The sequence below is a fragment of the Actinoplanes sp. CA-051413 genome (genome assembly GCF_050955795.1).
Taxonomy (GTDB): Bacteria; Actinomycetota; Actinomycetes; order Mycobacteriales; family Micromonosporaceae; genus Actinoplanes.
The window spans coordinates 2,174,227-2,193,929 of the sequence record NZ_CP192100.1 but is presented as its reverse complement, the minus strand read 5'-3'; the positions used below and the strand labels follow the sequence as shown (position 1 = coordinate 2,193,929).

Annotated in this window: 20 protein-coding genes; 11 read left to right on the top strand and 9 right to left on the bottom strand. The window is 72.1% G+C overall.

Annotation, left to right across the window (positions count from 1 at the left end):
• Positions 1-104: 104 nt before the first annotated feature.
• Genes ACQP2Y_RS10490 through ACQP2Y_RS10480 form a run of 3 tightly spaced genes read left to right on the top strand, consistent with a single transcriptional unit; the run spans position 105 to position 2,185 of the window.
• Entirely contained in the window at positions 105-830 is a 726-nt protein-coding gene (locus ACQP2Y_RS10490; protein WP_433726772.1) for an ABC transporter ATP-binding protein, read from the top strand.
• Entirely contained in the window at positions 827-1,564 is a 738-nt protein-coding gene (locus ACQP2Y_RS10485; RefSeq protein WP_433726770.1) for an ABC transporter permease, read from the top strand. The genes ACQP2Y_RS10490 and ACQP2Y_RS10485 overlap by 4 nt, the downstream gene beginning before the upstream one ends.
• Before the next feature lie 12 nt (positions 1,565-1,576).
• Positions 1,577-2,185: a TetR/AcrR family transcriptional regulator gene (locus ACQP2Y_RS10480; protein ID WP_360832289.1), complete on the top strand. Its 609-nt coding sequence runs from the start codon at positions 1,577-1,579 to the stop codon at positions 2,183-2,185.
• Positions 2,186-2,211: 26 nt separating this feature from the next.
• Here ACQP2Y_RS10480 and ACQP2Y_RS10475 read toward each other — a convergent pair whose 3' ends face one another.
• Together ACQP2Y_RS10475 and ACQP2Y_RS10470 are read right to left on the bottom strand one after the other, a co-directional pair.
• Positions 2,212-3,036 (bottom strand): alpha/beta fold hydrolase, encoded by an 825-nt coding sequence (locus ACQP2Y_RS10475; protein ID WP_433726767.1) that lies wholly within the window; start codon positions 3,034-3,036, stop codon positions 2,212-2,214.
• Positions 3,037-3,126: 90 nt separating this feature from the next.
• Positions 3,127-3,876, bottom strand: coding sequence for a DUF2470 domain-containing protein (locus tag ACQP2Y_RS10470; protein ID WP_433726765.1), 750 nt, complete (start codon positions 3,874-3,876; stop codon positions 3,127-3,129).
• 86 nt (positions 3,877-3,962) lie between these two features.
• Between ACQP2Y_RS10470 and rpsD the strand changes: the two genes are divergently transcribed.
• Positions 3,963-4,571 (top strand): 30S ribosomal protein S4, encoded by a 609-nt coding sequence (rpsD, locus tag ACQP2Y_RS10465; protein WP_433726763.1) that lies wholly within the window; start codon positions 3,963-3,965, stop codon positions 4,569-4,571.
• A 1-nt stretch (position 4,572) separates the two neighbouring features.
• On the opposite strand, the gene ACQP2Y_RS10460 is transcribed toward rpsD, so the two are convergent.
• On the bottom strand, positions 4,573-6,360 hold the full coding sequence (locus ACQP2Y_RS10460; protein WP_433726761.1) for an ABC transporter ATP-binding protein: 1,788 nt from the start codon (positions 6,358-6,360) through the stop codon (positions 4,573-4,575).
• Positions 6,357-8,132 carry an ABC transporter ATP-binding protein gene (locus tag ACQP2Y_RS10455; RefSeq protein ID WP_433726759.1) on the bottom strand — a complete coding sequence of 592 codons (1,776 nt, stop codon included), beginning with the start codon at positions 8,130-8,132 and terminating at the stop codon, positions 6,357-6,359. Before ACQP2Y_RS10455 ends, ACQP2Y_RS10460 begins: the two co-directional genes overlap by 4 nt.
• A gap of 193 nt (positions 8,133-8,325) precedes the next feature.
• Here ACQP2Y_RS10455 and ACQP2Y_RS10450 point away from each other — a divergent pair, with 193 nt between their 5' ends.
• The gene (locus tag ACQP2Y_RS10450) at positions 8,326-8,955 is read left to right on the top strand and encodes a TIGR03085 family metal-binding protein (protein WP_433726757.1); all 630 of its coding nucleotides are present in this window, start codon (positions 8,326-8,328) and stop codon (positions 8,953-8,955) included.
• 28 nt (positions 8,956-8,983) lie between these two features.
• On the opposite strand, the gene ACQP2Y_RS10445 is transcribed toward ACQP2Y_RS10450, so the two are convergent.
• Positions 8,984-9,454: a hypothetical protein gene (locus ACQP2Y_RS10445; RefSeq protein ID WP_433726755.1), complete on the bottom strand. Its 471-nt coding sequence runs from the start codon at positions 9,452-9,454 to the stop codon at positions 8,984-8,986.
• Positions 9,455-9,555: 101 nt separating this feature from the next.
• Between ACQP2Y_RS10445 and ACQP2Y_RS10440 the strand changes: the two genes are divergently transcribed.
• The 4 genes from ACQP2Y_RS10440 to ACQP2Y_RS10425 all read left to right on the top strand — a co-directional run bounded on the left by ACQP2Y_RS10440 (position 9,556) and on the right by ACQP2Y_RS10425 (position 12,837).
• Positions 9,556-10,239, top strand: coding sequence for a response regulator transcription factor (locus ACQP2Y_RS10440; protein WP_433726753.1), 684 nt, complete (start codon positions 9,556-9,558; stop codon positions 10,237-10,239).
• Complete coding sequence (locus ACQP2Y_RS10435; protein ID WP_433726751.1) at positions 10,236-11,510, top strand: sensor histidine kinase; 1,275 nt, start codon at positions 10,236-10,238, stop codon at positions 11,508-11,510. The genes ACQP2Y_RS10440 and ACQP2Y_RS10435 overlap by 4 nt, the downstream gene beginning before the upstream one ends.
• A gap of 21 nt (positions 11,511-11,531) precedes the next feature.
• Positions 11,532-12,263, top strand: coding sequence for a class I SAM-dependent methyltransferase (locus ACQP2Y_RS10430; RefSeq protein WP_433726749.1), 732 nt, complete (start codon positions 11,532-11,534; stop codon positions 12,261-12,263).
• Positions 12,264-12,357: 94 nt separating this feature from the next.
• Positions 12,358-12,837: a PepSY domain-containing protein gene (locus ACQP2Y_RS10425; protein WP_433726747.1), complete on the top strand. Its 480-nt coding sequence runs from the start codon at positions 12,358-12,360 to the stop codon at positions 12,835-12,837.
• Between the two features lie 67 nt (positions 12,838-12,904).
• Here the strand turns inward: ACQP2Y_RS10425 and ACQP2Y_RS10420 are convergent, their stop codons facing one another.
• Complete coding sequence (locus ACQP2Y_RS10420) at positions 12,905-14,059, bottom strand: S8 family peptidase (protein WP_433726745.1); 1,155 nt, start codon at positions 14,057-14,059, stop codon at positions 12,905-12,907.
• A gap of 319 nt (positions 14,060-14,378) precedes the next feature.
• Between ACQP2Y_RS10420 and ACQP2Y_RS10415 the strand changes: the two genes are divergently transcribed.
• Positions 14,379-16,202, top strand: coding sequence for an AMP-dependent synthetase/ligase (locus ACQP2Y_RS10415; RefSeq protein WP_433726743.1), 1,824 nt, complete (start codon positions 14,379-14,381; stop codon positions 16,200-16,202).
• A 66-nt stretch (positions 16,203-16,268) separates the two neighbouring features.
• Here the strand turns inward: ACQP2Y_RS10415 and ACQP2Y_RS10410 are convergent, their stop codons facing one another.
• Together ACQP2Y_RS10410 and ACQP2Y_RS10405 are read right to left on the bottom strand one after the other, a co-directional pair.
• Entirely contained in the window at positions 16,269-16,727 is a 459-nt protein-coding gene (locus ACQP2Y_RS10410; RefSeq protein ID WP_433726741.1) for a pyridoxamine 5'-phosphate oxidase family protein, read from the bottom strand.
• Positions 16,724-17,059, bottom strand: coding sequence for a VOC family protein (locus ACQP2Y_RS10405; protein WP_433726739.1), 336 nt, complete (start codon positions 17,057-17,059; stop codon positions 16,724-16,726). Before ACQP2Y_RS10405 ends, ACQP2Y_RS10410 begins: the two co-directional genes overlap by 4 nt.
• 83 nt (positions 17,060-17,142) lie before the next feature.
• On the opposite strand from ACQP2Y_RS10405, the gene ACQP2Y_RS10400 reads away from it, so the two are divergent.
• The gene (locus tag ACQP2Y_RS10400; protein ID WP_433726737.1) at positions 17,143-18,006 is read left to right on the top strand and encodes a sigma-70 family RNA polymerase sigma factor; all 864 of its coding nucleotides are present in this window, start codon (positions 17,143-17,145) and stop codon (positions 18,004-18,006) included.
• Between the two features lie 194 nt (positions 18,007-18,200).
• Here ACQP2Y_RS10400 and ACQP2Y_RS10395 read toward each other — a convergent pair whose 3' ends face one another.
• Entirely contained in the window at positions 18,201-19,658 is a 1,458-nt protein-coding gene (locus tag ACQP2Y_RS10395; protein ID WP_433726735.1) for a PLP-dependent aminotransferase family protein, read from the bottom strand.
• Positions 19,659-19,703: the final 45 nt, after the last annotated feature.

Below are 19,703 nucleotides of genomic sequence, written 5' to 3'. Positions count from 1 at the left end.
AGCCGCGATCCCCGAGGAGGGGCTCGCGGCTTTTGTCATTGCCCTGCCCACGGAATTCATCTAGCGTTGAACTCATCGGACGATGAATTAACTGGGGAGGCATGATGACCAGCGCCATCGAGGTCGAGGACCTCGTGGTCGAGCGCGGCAAGCGCCGCGTGTTGCACGAGATCAGCTGCGCGGTCGCGGCCGGCAGCGTCACGGGGCTGCTCGGCCCGAGCGGCAGCGGCAAGACGACGCTCATCCGGGCGATCGTCGGCGTCCAGGTGGTGAAGTCGGGCACGGTCACGGTGCTCGGCGAGCCGGCCGGGGCGCCGGCTCTGCGGCGTACGGTCGGTTATGTCACCCAGGCCCCCAGCGTCTACGCCGACCTGTCGGTCCGGGAGAACGCCCGCTATTTCGCCTCGCTGTACGGCCTCGGCGCGGCCGACGCGGACCGGGCGATCGCCGACGTCGGCCTGGCCGGCGCGGCCGGTCAGCTGGTCGGCAACCTGTCCGGTGGCCAGCGCAGCCGGGCCTCGCTGGGCTGCGCGATGATCGGCGCGCCCCGGCTGCTGGTGCTCGACGAGCCCACCGTCGGGCAGGACCCGGTGCTGCGGGCCGACCTGTGGGAGAAGTTCCACGCCCTGGCCGCGGCGGGCACGACCCTGCTGGTCTCGAGCCACGTGATGGACGAGGCCGGGCGCTGCGACCGGCTGCTGCTGATCCGCGAGGGCCGGCTGATCGGCGACGACTCCCCCGCCGCGATCCGCGCCGCGGCCGGCACCGACGATCTGGAAGAGGCCTTCCTGCGCCTCATCCGCGACAGCGAGCAGGTGGCGGCGGCATGAGCTTGCGGATCACTTTCTCCACGGCCGCGCGCATCCTGCGGCAGCTGCGGCACGACCGGCGCACGGTGGCCCTGCTGGTCGTCGTGCCGGCGGTCCTGCTGGTCCTGCTCTATTTCATGTACGACGGGGCGGGCGGCACCTTCGACCGCATCGCCCTGGTCATGCTCGGGATCTTCCCGTTCGTGATCATGTTCCTGGTGACCAGCATCGCGATGCTGCGCGAACGCACCACCGGCACCCTGGAACGGCTGCTCACCACCCCGCTGGGCAAGCTCGATCTGCTCTTCGGCTACGGGCTCGCGTTCGGGCTGGCCGCGGCGGTGCAGGCCGGGGTCGCGGTGGCGGTGGCGTACTGGGCGCTGGGGCTGGACACGGTCGGCACCGCTGGGCTGGTCGTGCTGATCGCCGTGGTGAACGCGGTGCTCGGGGTGGCGCTCGGGCTGTTCTGCAGCGCCTTCGCGCGCACCGAGTTCCAGGCCGTACAGTTCCTACCGGTGGTGGTCGTGCCGCAGATCCTGCTGTGCGGGCTGTTCGTGCCGCGCGGTCAGATGGCCGGCTGGCTGCAGGCGACCTCGGACGTGCTGCCGCTGTCGTACGCGATCGAGGCGTTGACCCAGGTCGGAGCCCACCCCGACGCCACCACGACGATGTGGCGCGACCTGACGGTCGTGATCGGTGCGGTGGTCGTCGCGCTGGTCCTGGCCGCCGCGACGCTGCGGCGCCGCACCCCCTGACAAGGAGCTCTTTTGGTACGGCGTAGCGGGCGGCGTCCGGGCAACCAGGACACCAAGCAGTCCATCCTGGAATCCGCCCGCACCGTGTTCGCCGAGGCCGGCTTCGACAAGGCCTCGGTACGGGCCATCGCCGCCGCCGCCGGGGTCGACCCGGCCCTGGTCCACCACTACTTCGGCACCAAGGAGAAGCTCTTCCTGGCGTCGATGAACTCACCGATCAACCCGGCCGAGCTGATCCCGGAGGCGATGGCCGGGCCCCGCGAGCAGGCGGGCGAGCGGCTCGTCGCCCTCGTGCTCAGGATCTGGGACTCCCCCGCCGGCGTGGCCGCGGTGGCCCTGATGCGCTCGGCGATGAGCAACGAGTGGACCGCCCGGCTGATGCGCGAGTTCGTGGTCACCCAGGTGCTGCGCCGCGCGATCGCCGAGCTGGACATCGACGAGAAGGAGGCGCCGACCCGGGCGGCGCTGGTCGCCACCCAGATCGGCGGCCTGGCGATGATCCGCTACTTGCTCAAGGTCGAGCCGGTGGCCTCCGCCCCGGCCGAACGGCTGGTGGCCGCGATCGGCCCGACCGTGCAGCGCTACCTGACGGGTGACCTGCCGGGCGTCTTCGACGCATGACCCGCGCCGCCGGGGCGGTGGCCGGGTCAGGACTGCAGGAAGGCCAGCAGGTCGGCGTTGATCGTCTCGGCCTGCGTGGTCGGCATCCCGTGCGGGAAACCGGCATAGGTCTTCAGCGTCCCGTTCTGCACGAGCTTCGCGGACAGCGGCGCGGAGTCGGCGTACGGCACGATCTGGTCGTCGTCGCCGTGCATGACCAGGACCGGCACCGTGATCTTCTTGAGGTCCTCGGTGAAGTCGGTCTGTGAGAAGGCGACGATGCCGTCGTAGTGCGCCTTGGCGCCGCCCATCATCCCCTGCCGCCACCAGTTCTGGATGATCGCCTCGGAGGGCTCCACGCCGGGGCGGTTGAAGCCGTAGAACGGGCCGGACGGCAGGGCCCGGTAGAAGTCGGACCGGCCGGCGGCCAGCTGCGCCTGGAGGTCGTCGAAGACGCTCTTGGGCAGGCCGCCCGGGTTGGCCTCGGTCTGCACCATCAGCGGCGGGACCGCGCTGATCAGCACCGCCTTGGCCACCCGGGACTCGCCGTGGCGGGCGATGTAGTGCACGACCTCGCCGCCGCCGGTGGAGTGTCCGACGTGCACGGCGTCGTGCAGGTCGAGGTGGGCGGTCAGCGCAGCCAGATCGTCGGCGTAGTGGTCCATGTCGTGGCCGTCGCTGGTCTGCGTGGATCGCCCGTGCCCGCGCCGGTCATGGGCGATGGCCCGGTAGCCGTGCTGGACGAAGAACAGCAGCTGAGTGTCCCAGTCGTCGGCCGACAACGGCCAGCCGTGGCTGAAGACGATCGGCTGGCCCGAGCCCCAGTCCTTGTAGAAGATCTCCGTACCGTCGGATGTGGTGATCGTTCCCATGATGCCTCCATCGGTCCGGGCGCCGTTGCGCCGACGACCATCCTGGTCCTTACGGTCTACCGCCGGGACCACTTCGGGGTGAACATCCGATCAGCGGATTGTTTCGGCATCACTGTCACGGGTGCACCGGTGACAGAGCACCGGGTGCAGCAGGTGGGCCAGGTCGTGGCGGTCGGTGACCGGGCGCGGGAAGGCCAGCCGGGCGAGCCGGTCGCCCAGGCGGACCATGAAGCCGTACCGGTCCAGGCGTACGACCTTGGGCTCGTCGCCGGGGCGGGCGGCCGGGCCGAGCTGGCGGCGGACGTAGCCGGCCATCTCGTCGACGTGGTGGTCGGCGAGGTCGGCGATGAGGTCGAACTCGATGGTGCGCAGCGGGTCCGGGCCGGCCAGGGCGTAGTCGTCCGGGTCGACGTCGACCAGCACGCCGTTGCGTTCGTAGCGCACCTCGGCGACCTCCATCCGGTGCAGGACCTGGGAGTCGCCCACGTCGAGCAGGTCGGGTGCCGGGTCGGAGTCGGCGTAGTCCAGGGCGGCCTCGCGGGCCTGCTCGCCGGTGAGCGCCACGGCCCAGCCGGCCACCCAGACCCGGCCGAGCGAGGGTGCGCCGGCGACCGGCGGCACGTCGCTGATGTCGAGGACGAGCGCGGTGTCGTCGTTGCCCTCGCTCGGGCGCAGCGCCGTGGTGAGCGCGCCGTTGCGCGGGGCCAGCAGCAGCACCCGGCCCTGGCTGTCGGTCACGTGCCGGACCGGGTACGGACCCTGCCGGCAGGCGATGTGCGCGACGGCGGGCAGGTGACCGGCGGCCAGGGTACGGGCGACCTCGGCGGGCGTGGGCTGCATGTCAGGTACCTCCGAGCACCGGTTAGGATTGCCTTAGTAAGGTGAGCCTAACCGTACAACACCCCTGATGCGAAGTGAGATCGCCCGTGAACAACTCCCGTCCCAAGGCCCGGCTCTCGCGGGCACTCGGCATTCCGCTGACCCGCAAGTGCGTGAAGTACTTCGAGAAGCGGCCGTTCCCGCCGGGCATGCACGGCCGGGGGCGGCGCAAGGCGTCGGACTACCAGGTCCGGCTGCTCGAGAAGCAGCGCCTGCGGCACCAGTACAACATCAGCGAGGCGCAGATGCGCCGGGCCTACGAGGACGCGCACCGCAAGGAGGGCAAGACCGGCGAGAACATGGTCGCCCTGCTGGAGAGCCGGCTCGACGCCACCGTGCAGCGCGCCGGCCTGGCCCGCACCATCTACCAGGCCCGTCAGCTCGTCGCGCACGGCCACTTCCTGGTCGACGGCAAGAAGGTCGACCGCCCGTCGTACCGGCTCAAGCCCGGACAGGTCGTCGAGGTCCGGGAGACCAGCCGGCAGAAGCCGCCGTTCCAGATCGCGGCCACCGGGGCGCACCTCGACGGCCCGACCGCGCCGTATCTGTCCACGGTGGTCGAGGAGCTGCGCACCACGGTGATCCGCAAGCCGCTGCGCGCCGAGGTCCCGGTGGTCTGCGACGAGCAGCTGGTCGTCGAGTTCTACGCGCGCTGAGTCAGCGGGTCTGCTCCAGCCACGAGGCGAACAGCTTGGCGTAGATCGAGTCCTCGTCCTGGATCAGGGTGGCGTGCGGGCCGCGTTGCACGACGCGGCCCGCGTCCACCACGATCACCTCGTCGGCGGACTGCGCGGTGGACAGCCGGTGGGCGATCGCCACGGTGGTGCGGCCGCGGGTCACGGTGTCGAGGGCACGCTGCAGGCGCACCTCGGTGGCCGGGTCGACCGCGCTGGTCGCCTCGTCCAGCACCAGCAGGTCCGGGTCGGCTACGTAGGCGCGTACCAGAGCCACCAGCTGCCGCTCCCCCACGCTGAGCGCCTCGCCGCGCTCGCCCACCGCGGTCTGCAGGCCGAGCGGCAGCCCGGCCAGCCAGTCCGCCAGGCCCAGCTCGGTGAAGGCCCGCTCGAGATCCTCGTCGGTGAGCTCGGGCGCCGCGAAGCGGATGTTCTCCGCCACCGTCGCGTCGAACAGGAAGCCGTCCTGCGGCACCATCACCACCCGCGAGCGCAGCGATGTGAAACGCACCGAGGTCAGCGGCGTGCCGGACAGCAGCACCTGGCCGCCGACCGGGTCCATCAGCCGGGTGAGCAGCTTGGCGAAGGTGGTCTTGCCGCTGCCGGTCTCACCGACCACCGCGACCCGGGTCTTCGGTGCGATCTCCAGGTCCACGTCCGCGAGCACGACCGGCCCGCTGGGATAGCTGTACGACACGTCGGCGAAGCGGATCGACAGCGGGCCGGGCGGCAGCTCCACACCCGCGGCGTCCGGGTCGGCCACGTCCGGCTCGATGTCGAGCACGTCGAGCACCCGGCGCCAGCCGGCCACCGCGTTCTGCGCCTCGTTGAGCACCTCGGTGGCGATCTGCACCGGCTGGATGAACAGGGTGACCAGGAACAGAAACGCGGTCAGCTTGCCCACGCTCAGTCCGCCGTCGACGCCGAGCAGCAGGCCCACGACCACCACGGCGGCCAGCGCCACGCCGGCCGCCAGCTCCCCGGTGGAGAAGCTGATCACGCTGGTCCGCAGCGCCTTCTGCTGCGCCACCCGCAGGTTGTCGATCGAGGTGTCCAGCCGCTGGCCGGTGCGCCCGGCCACCCCGTACGCGCGGATGACCGTCGCGCCGACCACGCTCTCGGCGACCGCGCCGAGCATGACGCCGGTGCGCTCGCGCACGATCCGGTAGACACCGGCGAGCCGCTTCTGGAACAGCCGGATGACGATCACGGCCGGCAGGAACGCGGCGAACACCACCAGGGTGAGCTGCCACGAGTAGAAGAACATGACGATCGTGGTGACCACCAGCTGCCCCGAGGTGAGCAGCAGCATCACGCCGCCGGTCTGCAGGAACTGGGTGATCTGGTCGACGTCGCCGGTGACCCGCGAGACCAGCGAGCCCCGCCGCTCGGACTGCTGGTGCAGCATCGACAGGTCGTGGATGTGCCGGAACGTGCGTGAGCGCAGCGCCCCCAGCGCGGTCTCGCTGACCGTGAACAGCCGGCGGGTCATCGCATAGCCGCAGGCCGTCGAGACGACCAGGACGGCCAGGGTCAGACCGACGATCACCGCGACGATGCCCAGGTCGGGCCCGCCGGGCGCGCGGATGCCACGGTCGATGCCCTGCTGGATGGCGATCGGCACGGCGACCCGGCCGGCCATCGAGACCAGCGCGAGCGCGAGCGTGCCGATCAGGCCGGGGCGCAGCTCGGGCGAGAGCGCGACGCCGCGGCGGAACGTGGCGAGGGCGCCTTCTTCGGCAGCGGGCTTCTCCAGTACAGCGGTGCTCACGCGATGACCTTGCTGTCCTCTTCGCGAGCGGCCTCGGCCTGCTCGTACGCGGTGACCAGGTTGAGATAGCCGGGCTCGGTGGCCATCAGCTCGGTGTGCGTGCCGGTGGCCACCACCCGGCCGTCCTCCAGGTAGACGACCAGGTCGGCGAGCGCGATCGTGGCCCGCCGGTAGGCCACCACCAGGATCGAGGCGCCGGAGTCGTGCCCGCGCAGCGAGGCCAGGATGGCCGCCTCGACCCGCGGGTCGACCGCGCTGGTGGCGTCGTCGAGCACCAGCAGCCTCGGCCGCCCGGCCAGCGCGCGGGCCAGGGTCAGCCGCTGGCGCTGGCCGCCCGACAGCGACGTGCCGCGCTCGCCGACCGCGGTGTCCAGGCCCTCCGGGAGGTGGGCGACGAAGCCCTCGGCCTGGGCCTGGCGCAGCGCCGACCAGGCCACCTCGTCGTCGAGGCCCTCGCGGTCCAGGGTCACGTTGCCGCGCACGGTGTCGTCGAAGACGAACGGCACCTGCGGCACGAGCGCCGCCGCCGAGGCCAGCGCGGGCACGCTCAGCTCGGGCAGCGGGGTGCCGTCGATGCAGACCGTGCCCTTGTCGGGGTCGACCAGCCGGACGGCGAGCGAGGCGATGGTCGACTTGCCCGAGCCGGTCGCGCCGACCAGGGCCACGGTGCGGCCGGCCGGGACGGTGAAGGAGACGTCGTGCAGCACCTCGGTGCCGTCGCCGTACGAGAAGCGCACGTGATCGAAAGTGATCTCCGCCGGACCGGTGCGGGCCGGGGCGGCCGAGCCGTACGCCAGGTCGCCGTCGGCGCCGAGCACCGCCTGGACCCGTTCCCAGCCGGCCACGCTGCGCGGCAGCTCGGCGACCACCCAGCCGATCGCCCGGACCGGGAAGGCCAGCACGGTGAACAGGAACGAGACGCTGACCAGCTCGGCGACGCTGATCGCGCCGGACTGCAGCCGCCACGCGCCGAGCATCAGCACGGCCAGGGTGCCGACGCTGGGCAGGCTGTCCATCACCGGGTCGAACGCGCCGCGCAGCCGGCCGACCGAGATCAGTGCGTCGCGCAGCTCGCTCACGTGCACGGCGAAGCGCCGGGACTCGTCGGCCTCGCGGCCCATGGTCTTGACCACCAGCGCGCCGTCGAAGCTCTCGTGGGCGACCGCGCTGACCTTGCCGCGCAGCTGCTGGGCGCGGATCTGGCGGGGCGACATCCGGCGCGAGTAGACCAGGTTGAGGCCGAACAACGCCGGGAAGAGGCAGACGCCGACCATGGCCAGGACCCAGTCGGTGAGGAACAGCGAGACCAGCGCGGCGGCGATCATCACGATCGTGCCGACCGCGAACGGCAGCGGCGCGATCGGCACGAAGGCGGCCTCGACGTCGGAGTTGGCGTTCGACAACAGGGTGCCGGTGGCGTGCCGCTGGTGCCAGGCGGGCGGCAGGGCCAGATAGCGCCGGGTCACCGCGCGGCGGTAGCGGGCCTGCAACCGGAACTGCATGTAGCCCGCGCCCAGCCGGCGGCCGAAGATGCTGGCCACCCGCAGCAGGGCGATGCCGATGAAGGCGGCGGCGATCAGGGCGAGCTCGCCGGTGCCGGCCCGGTGCTCGGCGAACGCGGGCACGACGACGTTGCCGATCACCCCGCCCACCACGTACGAGTTCGCGATGACCAGCAGGCCGAACAGGCTGCTGCCGATGGTGCCGATGATGAAGAGCCGCGGTTCGGTCCGGATCGCCCGGCCGAGCACGCGCAGGCCTCTGCCCAGCACGTCACGACTGGCCCTCGTGGTCAAAGATCCCCGCCCTGCGGTAAGTGCTGACCGGCTGCTCCGGCCTTACCGGTCCATCCTGCCGAATCGACCGCGAAACGCCACAGGTTTACATTGTGGCAACAAGCACACCGTCGTGCAGCCCGGACCGAGCCGCCGGGCGGGAGACCCGCGTCACGCCTACCATCGGCATATGACCGACTACGCGCGCGCGGAGCGCCGGCAGCTCGCCGACCTGCTGCACCAGGTGGGCCCGGACCTGGCCACGGTGTGCGCCGGCTGGACCACCCGGGACCTCGCCGCGCACCTGGTGGTCCGCGAACGGCGGCCGGACGCCATGATCGGCATGCTGATCCCGCCGCTGGCCGGGCACGGCGAGCACGTACGGCTGGCCAAGGCCGCCCAGCCGTACCCGGAGATCATCCAGGAGGTACGCACCCCGCCCTGGTGGAGCCCGGTCAGCAATCCGCTGCTCGACTCGCTGAGCAACACCGTCGAGTTCTTCATCCACCACGAGGACGTCCGGCGGGCCACGCCCGGCTTCACCCGCCGCAGCCTGGAGCACGGCGAGCAGCAGGCGATCTGGAACGCCACCAAGCTCACCGCCCGGCTGGCCCTGCGCAAGGTCGGCTTCGGTGTGCAGGTCGAGGCGCCCGGCTTCGGCTCGCTGCGGATCGGTGCCGGCGAGCCCCGGGCCACCGTCACCGGCGAGCCGGGTGAGCTGGCCCTGTTCGTCTCCGGCCGGCAGCGGGTGGCCGAGGTGCAGGTCACCGGCGAGTCCGACGCGGTGGCGAAGCTGACGACCGCGGCGATCGGCCTCTGACCGGCTACTCCCGGGTGGCGAAAGCTCCTCAGTCGTCGGCGACCAGGGCCGGGATGCCCGCCCGGCAGACGATCTCGAACTTCACCCGGTCCTTGCCGCCGCCCTGGGCGCGGAACTCGCCCTCGGCGTCGTCGTCCTGCAGGCCGCGGTCCTGTTCGTGCAGCTCGTAGCCCTGCCGCGGCGACATGCTGACCACCTCCGGACGGGAGCCCACGCAGCGACCGACGACCGTGCCCGCCCGGGTCGGGAAAGTCTGGGTGGGTGGGGCGGCGGACGCCGACGGCGTGACCGGCGGGCGGCTGCCGGACCCCTGCGAGGCCGACGGTGACACGGCGACCTGGCGGGCCAGTTCGTCGGCCACCTCGGCCGCGCTCAGCGGGCGGGTCTCCGGCGTGGTCAGCCCGTTACCGATGACACTGACCGCCGCGAGACCGACCAGCACGGCGAGCACCGCCGCGCCGAGCCAGCCGGCGGTCACCAGCAGCATTCGACGATTCACCTGACCGACTATGCCGGGCACCACCCTAAGCCGGGCCCGCAGGGACGCTAAGGGACGGTTAAGAGCGTCGTCGCGCCCGGGGTGCCGGGTTACCGTGCAGCGTGGCCCACCTCCTGCTGATCGAGGACGACTCGGCGATCCGTACCACTCTGCTCCGTGCGCTGCGCGAGCGCGGCCATGCCGTGGCCGCCTCGCACACCGCGATGGACGGCCTGCGCACCGCCCTGGCCGAGCGGCCCGACCTGGTCGTGCTCGACCTCGGGCTGCCCGATCTGGACGGCCGGGAGCTGCTGCGGATGCTACGCGCGGTCAGCGCGATGCCGGTCATCGTGGCGACCGCCCGTGACGACGAGGAGGAGATCGTCCGGGTGCTGGACGCGGGCGCCGACGACTACATCGTCAAGCCGTTCACCGCGGCGCAGCTCGACGCCCGGGTGCGCGCGGTGCTGCGCCGCGGCGGGGTGACCGGCGCCGAACCGGTGGCGCTGGCCGTCGGCGGGCTGCGCATCGACGCGGGCGCGCGCACGGCCACCCTGGACGGTGCCGACCTGGACCTGACGCCGCGCGAGTTCGACCTGCTGCACCACCTGGCGACCCGGGCCGGGCAGGTGGTGAGCAAGCGGGAACTGCTCAGCGAGGTGTGGCAGGTCCCGTACGGCGGCGCCGACAAGACGGTCGACGTGCACCTGTCGTGGCTGCGCCGCAAGCTCGGTGAGACCGCCCAGGAGCCGCGCTACCTGCACACGGTCCGCGGGGTGGGAGTCCGGCTGAGCGGTCCGGCATGAGACGGCGGCTGACTCTGCTGGTCGCGGCCACCACTTGCCTGGTGCTCCTCGCGTTCCTGGTGCCGCTCGCGCTGCTGATCCGGCAGGTGACCGAGGACCGGGCGATCAGCCGGGCCAACGACGTGCTCCAGACGATCGTGCCGCAGATCGGCACCAGCGATAACGGGTCGCTGGCCCTGACCGTGCAAGGGTTGCCGCTGCCGGTCAGCGTCTTCCCGCCGGACGGCCCGGTGCTGGGCACGGCCGCCGACCGCACCCCGGCCGTGCGGCTGGCCCAGGCCAACGGCCGGTCCTTCACCGTGGACACCGACGCCGGCCGGGAGATCGTGGTGCCGGTGCTCAGCGGCGACGCGACGTACGTGTTGCGGACCGTGGTCCCGGCCGGGGAGCTCACCAGCGGGGTGGCCCGGTCCTGGCTGGTGCTGGCCGGGCTCGGCCTGGCCCTGGTGCTGCTCGGGCTGGTGGTGGCCGACCGGCTGGCCCGCAGCATCGTGGCGCCGATCGCCGACCTGTCCGCGGTCTCGCACCGGCTGGCCCGGGCCGAGCTGACCGCGCGGGCCAGCCCGTCCGGCCCGCGCGAGGTGCGCGAGGTCGCCGTCGCGCTGAACCATCTCGCCGGGCGCATCCAGGACCTGCTGCGCGAGGAACGCGAGCAGGTCGCCGACCTGTCGCACCGGCTGCGCACGCCGCTGACAGCGCTGCGGCTGGAGGCGGAGTCGCTGCGCGACGAGGAGGAGGCCGCGCGGGTCTCGGCGGCCGCGGACAGCATCGAGCGGGCGGTCACGGCGGTGATCCAGCAGGCCCGCCGGCGCGGCGGCGACCGCGCGGCCGCGGCCGACGCCACCGCGGTGGTCGCGGACCGGGTCGCCTTCTGGACGGTGCTGGCCGAGGACACAGATCGAGAGGTACGGCGTGAGCTCCCGTCCGCACCTCTGCCGGTGGCACTGCCGGCCGACGACCTGGCAGCGGCGCTGGACGCCCTGCTCGGCAACGTCTTCGCGCACACCCCGGACGGCACCGCCCTGGCCGTGTCGCTGACCGAACGCCCGGGCGGCGGAGCGGTGCTGACCGTCGACGACTCCGGCCCGGGCTTCCCGGCCGAGGCGCTGCGCCGCGGTTCGTCGGGCAGCGGCTCGACCGGGCTGGGGCTGGACATCGCCCGCCGGGCCGCCGAAGCCGGTGGCGGCACCCTGCAGGTGGGGACCGCCCCGGGCGGCGGCGCGCGGGTCCGGCTGGAACTGGCTTCGGTAAAGCGCTTGCCGCCCGATTGATCCTCTGTTGTCCTGACGGGCATGTCGATGTTCGATGACCCCGGCCTGTTCGGGCGCCAGTGGGCCGCCGCGTACGACGCGACGAGCAACCCCGACCCGGCCGCGGCCGTGGATTTCCTCGCCGGGATCGCCGACGGCGGCCCGGTGCTGGAGCTCGCCATCGGCACCGGCCGGGTGGCCCTGCCGCTGGCAGCCCGCGGCCTGCGCGTCGAGGGGGTCGAGGGCTCACCCGAGATGGTGGCCAAGCTGCGCGCCAAGCCCGGCGGCGCGGACCTGCCAGTGGTCATCGGCGACATGGCCGACGTCGCCGTACGGGGCCGGTTCCCGCTGGCCTACCTGGTCTTCAACACTCTGTTCAACCTGGTCGACGCCGACCGGCAGGCGGCCTGCTTCCGCAACGTCGCCCGGGTGCTGACCCCCGGCGGCGCGTTCGTCATCGAGGCCTTCGTGCCGAACCCGGCCGACTTCGAACGCGACGAGCAGCACCCGCAGGTCCGCTCGGTGACCGAGGACGAGGCCTCGCTGCGGCTGCACCGCTACGACCGGGCCGCGCAGACGTACATCCGCCAGAACGTGAGCTTCACCCCGGGCGGCGTACACCTGCAGCCGTTCGGGATGCGCTACCTGTGGCCGGAGCAGATCGACCGGCTCGCCGCCCAGGCCGGCCTGCACCTCGAGGCCCGCTACGCCGACTGGCACCGCCGCCCGTTCGACGCGACGAGCACCGACCACGTCTCCGTCTACCGGCTCTGAACGGCCTTAACCCGGTCTTAGCGATCGCACAGCGCGGCCATAGCGCGCCGGGCGCGAACCTGTCGGTGTTCCGTTCACGACACCGGAGGTTTTCATGATCAGGCTTCGTACCGCATCCGCCCTCGCCGCCGGCGCGGTGGCCGCGCTCGCTCTCGGCGGCACGGCGATGGCGGCGGGCAGTGACGACACGTCGGGCCCGGCGGTTCTCGCCGCGCCGGCGCCCTCGGCCTCCACCGACTCCCCCGCACCTTCCTCGTCGGTCCCGTCCTCGGCGGACCCGTCCTCGTCGGCTTCCTCGGCGCCCGCGGCCGCCGATGCCGTCAGCCTGGACGCCGCCAAGGAGATCGCGATCAAGGCGGCCGGAGGTGGCCAGGTCACCGACAGCGAGCGGGAGACCGAGCACGGCCGCGCGGTGTGGGACATCGAGGTCCAGGCCGGCACGGTCGAGCACGACATCGACGTGGACCGCGCCACCGGCGAGGTGCTGCGGCACGAGAACGAGACCGACAACGACGGGCCGGACTCAGACGACGACTCGGATGACGACTCCGACGACGACGGCTCGGACGACTGACGCTGTACCGCAGGAAGAGCGGAGCCCCGGACCTGGCGGTCCGGGGCTCCGTCGCGTTGCGCGGGACTCAGGGGCCGACGTAGAGCAGGCGGTTCGGCGAGCCGGTGCCCGGGCTGGTCACCACGTTGGGGGTGGCCTTGTTGACCAGGGTGTCGCGCACCTGGGCCGGGGTGAACGACTGGTTGACCGCGAGCACCAGGGCCGCGGCCCCGGCCACGTGCGGCGAGGCCATCGACGTGCCGCTGATCGAGTTGGTCGCGGTGTTGCTGCTGTACCAGTCCGAGGTGATGGCCGAGCCCGGCGCGAAGATGTCCAGGCAGGTGCCGTAGTTCGAGTACGAGGCGCGGGCGTCGGTGCTCGTGGTGGCACCGACGGTGATGGCCGAGGCGACCCGCGACGGCGAGGAGTTGCAGGCGTTCGCGGTCGAGTTGCCGGCCGCCAGCGCGTACGTGACACCCGAGCTGATCGAGTTGGCCACCGCGTTGTCGAGCGCGGTGCTGACGCCGCCGCCGAGGCTCATGTTGGCCACGGCCGGCTTGACGGCGTTCTGGGTGACCCAGTTGACGCCGGCGATGACCCCGGCGTTGGTGCCGCTGCCGGAGCAGTTGAGCACCCGGACGCCGACGAGCTTGACAGCCTTCGCGACGCCGTACGTGGCGCCGCCGACCGTACCGGCGACGTGCGTGCCGTGGCCGTTGCAGTCCACCCCGCCGGAACCGACGGCGTCGTAGCCCACCCGGGCCCGGCCCCCGAAGTCGTTGTGGGTGTACTTGATGCCGGTGTCGATGATGTACGCCGTCACGTTGCTCGCCGTGGTGTCGTACGTGTACGTCGTGCTCAGCGGCCGGGCCTTCTGGTCGATGCGGTCGATGCCCCAGGTGGCGCCGGTCTGCGTGGTGAGCAGCGAGACCCGCTGGTTCTGCTCGACGTAGGCGACGCTCGGGTCGGCGGCCAGCCGCTTCGCCGCGGCCTCGCTCATCCCGGCCTCGAAACCGTTGAGCGCCGCGCCGAACGTGCGGCGGACCTCCGCGCCGTAGCCGCGGGCCAGGCTCGACGACTTGTCGCCGACGGCCGCCACGCGGTTGGTCTTCGCGACCACGCTGTCCTTGAGAACCACGATGTAGCTGCCGGCCACCGCGTCGGCGGTGCCGGCGAGCCGGATCTGCCCGGTGGCGGGGGCTGCCGTCGCCGGGGTCACCGTCGCGACGGTCGTCGTTGCCACGACGAGCAAACTCACGGCCAGGAACCGGCCGCTTCGGGGGCGTCGAATCGCCATGCTTTTCCTCTCTCGCGCCTGCGAACCCGTGTCCTGGGTTTGTGGCCCACCCGGTCCGTTGAGCTGAGATTAGGGGCAGGACGTCGACATTCCTCTATATCGAAAGGGCCATACCGCCATTGCTGAAAGACCTCGGGCGGCGACCCGGTTAGGATCACCTGTGCAGGTCCACCCACCGCACTCTGGCCCTCGCGACGCCCGGGCAATACTCTGCGGTAACACGGCTGTCACGTAATCCCCCATAGACGCAAAGAGGCGGCGCCCGATGGCTCTCGAGGTTCCCTACCGGTCAATCCCGGACATGTTCCTGCAACGTGTGCGGGCGACCCCGAACGGTCAGGCATTCGCCGTACCGACGGCGAACGACACCGCGATCAGCTGGCTGACCTGGTCCCAGGTCGGCGAGCGGGCCACGGCGATCGCCGCCGGGCTGGCCGGGCTCGGCGTGGGCCTGGAGGACCGGGTCTCGATCCTGTCCGGCACCCGGCTCGAATGGGTCCTGGTCGACCTCGGCATCAACTGCGCCGGCGCGGCGACCACCACGGTCTACCCCACCACCGAGCCCGAGGACGCGGCCTACATCGTGGCCGACTCCGGTTCCAAGGTGCTGGTGGCCGAGAACCCGCAGCAGGCCCTGAAGCTGGCCGGCGCGGACACCTCGGTCACCCACGTGGTGCTGATCGACGGCCTGGCCGACGCCAACGCCACGCCGCCGCAGCTCACCCTGGCCGAGCTGGAGGAGCGCGGCCGGGCGGCGCTCGCCGAGCAGCCCGACCTGGTGGACCGGATCGTCGAGGGCGTCGGCCCCGACAACGTGGCCACCCTGATCTACACCTCCGGCACGACCGGCCGGCCCAAGGGTGTGCAGCTGCTGCACCGCGGCTGGACCTGGGAGGGCGTGGCGCAGGCGGACCTGGGCCTGTTCGAGTCGACCGACCTGCAGTATCTGTGGCTGCCACTGTCGCACTCGTTCGGCAAGACCCTGCTCTGCGGCATCCTGCACGTGGGCGTGCCGACGTACGTCGACGGGCGGGTCGACAAGCTGGTCGACATGCTCGCCGTGGTGCAGCCGACGCTGATGTGCGCAGCGCCCCGGATCTTCGAGAAGGTCTACAACAAGACGGTGACGACCGCGCTGAGTGCCGGCGGCGCCAAGGCCAAGATCTTCGGCTGGGCGGTCGGCGTGGGCAAGCAGAAGGTCGCCCTGGAGCAGGCCGGTAAGCCGGTCGGCGGGGTGCTGAAGGCCAAGTACGCGGTGGCCGAGAAGCTGGTGTTCAGCAAGCTGCAGCAGCGCCTCGGCGGCCGGCTGCGGGTGCTGGTCTCCGGCTCCGCCCCGCTGAGCCACGACATCGCGGAGTTCTTCGCGGCGGCCAATCTGCCCATCATGGAGGGCTACGGCCTGACCGAGTCGAGCGCGGCCAACTTCGTCAACCGGATGGGCAAGCTCAGGATCGGTACGGTCGGCCAGCCGCTGGGCGACCTGGAGTGCCGCATCGACAGCGACGGCGAGATCCTGCTGCGCGGCGCCCCGGTCATGCGCGGCTACCACAATCTGCCCAAGGAGACCGAGGAGTCGTTCACCGAGGACGGCTTCTTCCGTACCGGTGACATCGGCGAGCTGGACAGCGACGGCTATCTCAAGATCACCGACCGCAAGAAGGACCTGGTCAAGACCTCCGGCGGCAAGTACATCGCCCCGTCGGCGATCGAGGGCATGTTCAAGGCGGTCTGCCCGTACACGTCGCAGGCGGTCGTGGTGGGCCAGGCCCGCAACTACGTGACGATGCTGATCTCGCTGGACGAGGAAGCGATCGCGGGCTGGGCGGCGGGTGGCCCGCTGGCCGGCAAGAGCTACCGCGAGATCGTGACCGCGGCCGAGACCGAAGCGCTGATCGCGGGCTACATCGAGGAGCTCAACGGCAAGCTCAACCGGTGGGAGACCATCAAGAAGTTCGCCATCCTGCCCCGCGACCTGAGCATCGAGCAGGGCGAGATCACCCCGTCGATGAAGATCAAGCGGCGCAGCGTGGAGACCAACTTCGCCGAGCAGATCGACAAGATGTACGCCGGGACGCTCGTACAGATGTAGCCCTGAACCATGCAGGACCGGGCGCCGCGATCGATCTCTGATCGCGGCGCTCGCGCCTTCTACTGGTCAGCTCAGCCAGGTGCCGTCGCGCATCAGGGTGCGGTCCTTGAGTTCGTTCTCCTCACGCCAGGCCTGGATGCGGTCCGGGCGCAGGATCAGATAAAGGTAGGTGCCGCCGGCCGTACGCGGATCCCAGTCGGTGCCGGTCGCGTAGCCGTCCGCCACCCAGGAGGGCGCCTGCGCCACCGGGAAGGTCTCCTCCAGCACCGCATCGATCATCACGACGTCCCGGGTCGCGCCCAGGGCCAGCCGGGCCGCGCCGGTTGCCGCGATGTTCGTCGCCGTGCGGGACCTGCCGTCGGTGGCCAGGACGATCCGCTCGCGCAGCCAGGCCAGGGTGAGCGGCACCAGGTACGGCCCGTCCGCGGTGCCGGTCGCAACCCAGGCGTCGGCGACCGGGGCGGTCAGTTTGGCGAGGACGTCTGCTCTGCGGATCGCCGGCGGGCGCGGTTCCGGTTGTGTCATGCCGGCTGGAGGAGGCCCAGGACGGTGCCGTCCTTGTCGCGTACCGTCGCGATCAGCTTGCCGTCGCCCACGTCCTTGACCTCCTGCACTTGCTCGGCCCCCGCCGCCAGCAGGCCCTGCAGGGCCGTCCTGATGTCCGTCACGTGCCAGTACATCACCGGGCCGGTGCTGCCGTTCGGGTCGAGGCCGATGTGCTGACCACCGGCGGTGTAGCCGACATAGTAGGGCTGGTCCACATCCGGGGCCACGCCGAGCAGAGCGCCGTAGACCGCCTTCGCCGCGGTGAGATCGCTGACCGGGATGACAATGGTGCCGATGCCGGACGTCGTCATGACAATGGTCCTTCCGTGAGCGTCACAACGGACCACCACGGCCCGTCATGGTGATGACGGATGCCGACGCGGAGGTGTGACAAATGAGCGACCTGGACCAGCTGGCCCGGCGCTTCGAAACCGACCGGCCCCACCTGCGGGCGGTGGCGCAGCGGATGCTCGGCTCGGCCGGCGAGGCCGACGACGCGGTGCAGGAAGCCTGGCTGCGCCTCAGCCGCAGCGACACGTCCGACGTCGGCAACCTGACCGGCTGGCTCACCACCGTGGTCTCCCGGGTGTGCCTGGACATGCTGCGCTCGCGGGCCGCCCGGCGCGAGGACAGCAAGGAAGTCCCGGAGGCGCCGGCGGCCGAGGACGCCCACCCGGAGAGCGAGGCGCTGCTGGCGGACGCGATGGGCCCGGCGCTGCTGGTCGTGCTCGACACCCTTGCGCCCGGGGAACGGCTGGCGTTCGTGCTGCACGACATGTTCGCGGTGCCGTTCCCGCAGATCGCCGAGATCGCCGGGTGCTCACCGGCGGCCGCCCGGCAACTGGCCAGCCGGGCCCGGCGCAAGGTGCAGGGGCAGGGGCGTTCGGCGGAGGAGGATCGGGCTCGTAGCCGTACCGTGGTCGAGGCTTTTCTGGCCGCCTCCCGCGGCGGCGACTTCGCCGCGCTGCTCGCTCTGCTGGACCCGGAGGTGGAGCTTCGTGCGGACGCGGCGGCGGTCCGGTACGGGGCCAGCTCGCTGCTTCGCGGTGCTGCGGAGGTGGCTGAGACGTTTTCGGGGCGGGCGCAGCGTGCGGAGACGGCTCTGCTGGACGGGGAGGCTGGGCTGGTCTGGGCGCCGGGTGGGACGGTGCGGGTGGCGTTCGCCTTCACCGTTGTCGATGGGCGGATCACCGGGATCGAGCAGATCGCCGACCCGGCGGATCTGGGCGGCATGGAGGTGAGCGTCCTCGGCGGCTGACGCGGCGTTCGGCCATCCGCCCGGCCGGCGTTTCCGGCGGGCCGGCGTTTCCGGCGGGCCGGCGTTTCCGGCGGGCCGGCGTTTCCGGCGGGCCGGCGTTTCCGGCGGGCCGGCGTTTCCGGCGGGCCGGCGTTTCCGGCGGGCCGGCGTTTCCGGCGGGCCGGCGTTTCCGGCGGGCCGGCGTTTCCGGCGGGTCAGGCGATGACGGCGGGTGTGCGCCAGGCCGGGCGGGCGGCGCGGTCCAGGTCGTGGCGGACCGAGGCGATCCGGCGGACCGCTTCCCGCAGGTCGTCGGCGGGCAGGGCGAACGGCAGCCGGATGAAACGTTCGAGGGTGCCGTCCAGGCCGAACCGGGGTCCGGGCGCGAGCCGTACGCCGACGTCCTCGGCTGCCCGGGCCAGCGCGCTGGAGATCGGCCCGTCCAGCTCCGCCCACAGCATCACCCCGCCCGCCGGCACCGTGAAGCGCCACTCCGGCAGATACTCGCCCAGCGCCGCGACCAGGGCATCCCGCCGGGACGAGAGCTCCGCGCGGCGGGCAGCGACGATGCTCTCCGCGTCCCGCAGCAGGTGGCACGCGACCAGTTGTTCGAGGACCGGGCTGGCCATGTCGACGCCGACGCGCAGGGCGGCGAGGCGTTGCACCAGCGGCGCGGACGCGCGGACCCAGCCGATCCGCAGGCCACCCCAGTAGGCCTTGCTCATGCCGCCGATCGAGACGACCCGGGAGTGCCGGTCGAAGACGGCGACCGGCGGCGGGACCGGGGTGCCGTCCAGCGGCAGGTCCACGAAGGACTCGTCGACGACCAGCTCGGTGCCGGCGGCGTGGGCCGCGGCGACCAGACGTTCGCGGAGTTCGGCGGGCATGAGGTGGCCGGTCGGGTTCTGGAATTCCGGGATCACGTACGTCAGCCGGGGCCGGGTCTGGCGCAGCGCCCCGAGCAGCATCTCGCCGTCCCAGCCGGCGGCGGCCGCGTCGAGGCCGTGCGTGTTGATCCGGGCGCGGCGGGCGGAGAGAGCGGCCAGGGCGTTCGGGTACGTCGGCGACTCGACCAGCACCGTCGCGCCGGCCGGGACGGACAGGCGCAGCACCAGGTCGAGGGCGTGCTGCGTACCGCTGGTGATCAGGATCTGCTCCGGGCTGGTCGGCACGCCGCGGGCGGTGTAGCCGGCCGCGACCGCCTCGCGCAGCTCCATCAGGCCGGTCGGGTGGTAGCCGGCGCTGCCGAGGAAACGCGGCAGGTCTTCGGCGGCGGCCCGCGCGGCGGGCACGAGCTCGACGGGCGCGGCCGAGGCGGCCACGCCGAGGTCGATCATGTCCATGTCGTCGTCCGGGGTCCACAGGCCCGAGGACGCGACGCGATGGCCGTTGGGCAGGGTGGTCCAGCTGCCGGCGCCGCGCCGGCTGGTCAGATGGCCGGTCTCCCGGAGCGAGCGGTACGCGGCAGTGACCGTCGTCCGGCTGATGCCCAGCGCCTCGGCGAGCTCGCGTTCGGCGGGGAGCCGAACGCCCAGCGGCAACCGGCTGTCCGTGAGCAATCCCCGGATCGCCCCGGCCAGCGCGGCATAGTCAGGACTGCGATGCCGCCCCGGCAAGGAGTGCCACTGACCGAGCAACCGAGCCAATTGGCCCCCGCGAACCGACGTCGTCATGGCCACCTCCGACAAATTGGCTCTTTGATCGCCGCTAATTGGCCT

Bases quoted from the DNA above. Each gene is read 5' to 3' on its own strand.
- ACQP2Y_RS10410 (WP_433726741.1), bottom strand. From the start codon at position 16,727: ATGACACAACCGGAACCGCGCCCGCCGGCGATCCGCAGAGCAGACGTC.
- ACQP2Y_RS10450 (WP_433726757.1), top strand. From the start codon at position 8,326: ATGACCGACTACGCGCGCGCGGAGCGCCGGCAGCTCGCCGACCTGCTG.
- ACQP2Y_RS10470 (WP_433726765.1), bottom strand. From the start codon at position 3,876: ATGCAGCCCACGCCCGCCGAGGTCGCCCGTACCCTGGCCGCCGGTCAC.
- ACQP2Y_RS10430 (WP_433726749.1), top strand. From the start codon at position 11,532: ATGTCGATGTTCGATGACCCCGGCCTGTTCGGGCGCCAGTGGGCCGCC.
- ACQP2Y_RS10400 (WP_433726737.1), top strand. From the start codon at position 17,143: ATGAGCGACCTGGACCAGCTGGCCCGGCGCTTCGAAACCGACCGGCCC.
- ACQP2Y_RS10485 (WP_433726770.1), top strand. From the start codon at position 827: ATGAGCTTGCGGATCACTTTCTCCACGGCCGCGCGCATCCTGCGGCAG.
- ACQP2Y_RS10425 (WP_433726747.1), top strand. From the start codon at position 12,358: ATGATCAGGCTTCGTACCGCATCCGCCCTCGCCGCCGGCGCGGTGGCC.
- ACQP2Y_RS10475 (WP_433726767.1), bottom strand. From the start codon at position 3,036: ATGGGAACGATCACCACATCCGACGGTACGGAGATCTTCTACAAGGAC.
- ACQP2Y_RS10490 (WP_433726772.1), top strand. From the start codon at position 105: ATGACCAGCGCCATCGAGGTCGAGGACCTCGTGGTCGAGCGCGGCAAG.
- ACQP2Y_RS10415 (WP_433726743.1), top strand. From the start codon at position 14,379: ATGGCTCTCGAGGTTCCCTACCGGTCAATCCCGGACATGTTCCTGCAA.
- ACQP2Y_RS10405 (WP_433726739.1), bottom strand. From the start codon at position 17,059: ATGACGACGTCCGGCATCGGCACCATTGTCATCCCGGTCAGCGATCTC.
- ACQP2Y_RS10395 (WP_433726735.1), bottom strand. From the start codon at position 19,658: ATGACGACGTCGGTTCGCGGGGGCCAATTGGCTCGGTTGCTCGGTCAG.
- ACQP2Y_RS10435 (WP_433726751.1), top strand. From the start codon at position 10,236: ATGAGACGGCGGCTGACTCTGCTGGTCGCGGCCACCACTTGCCTGGTG.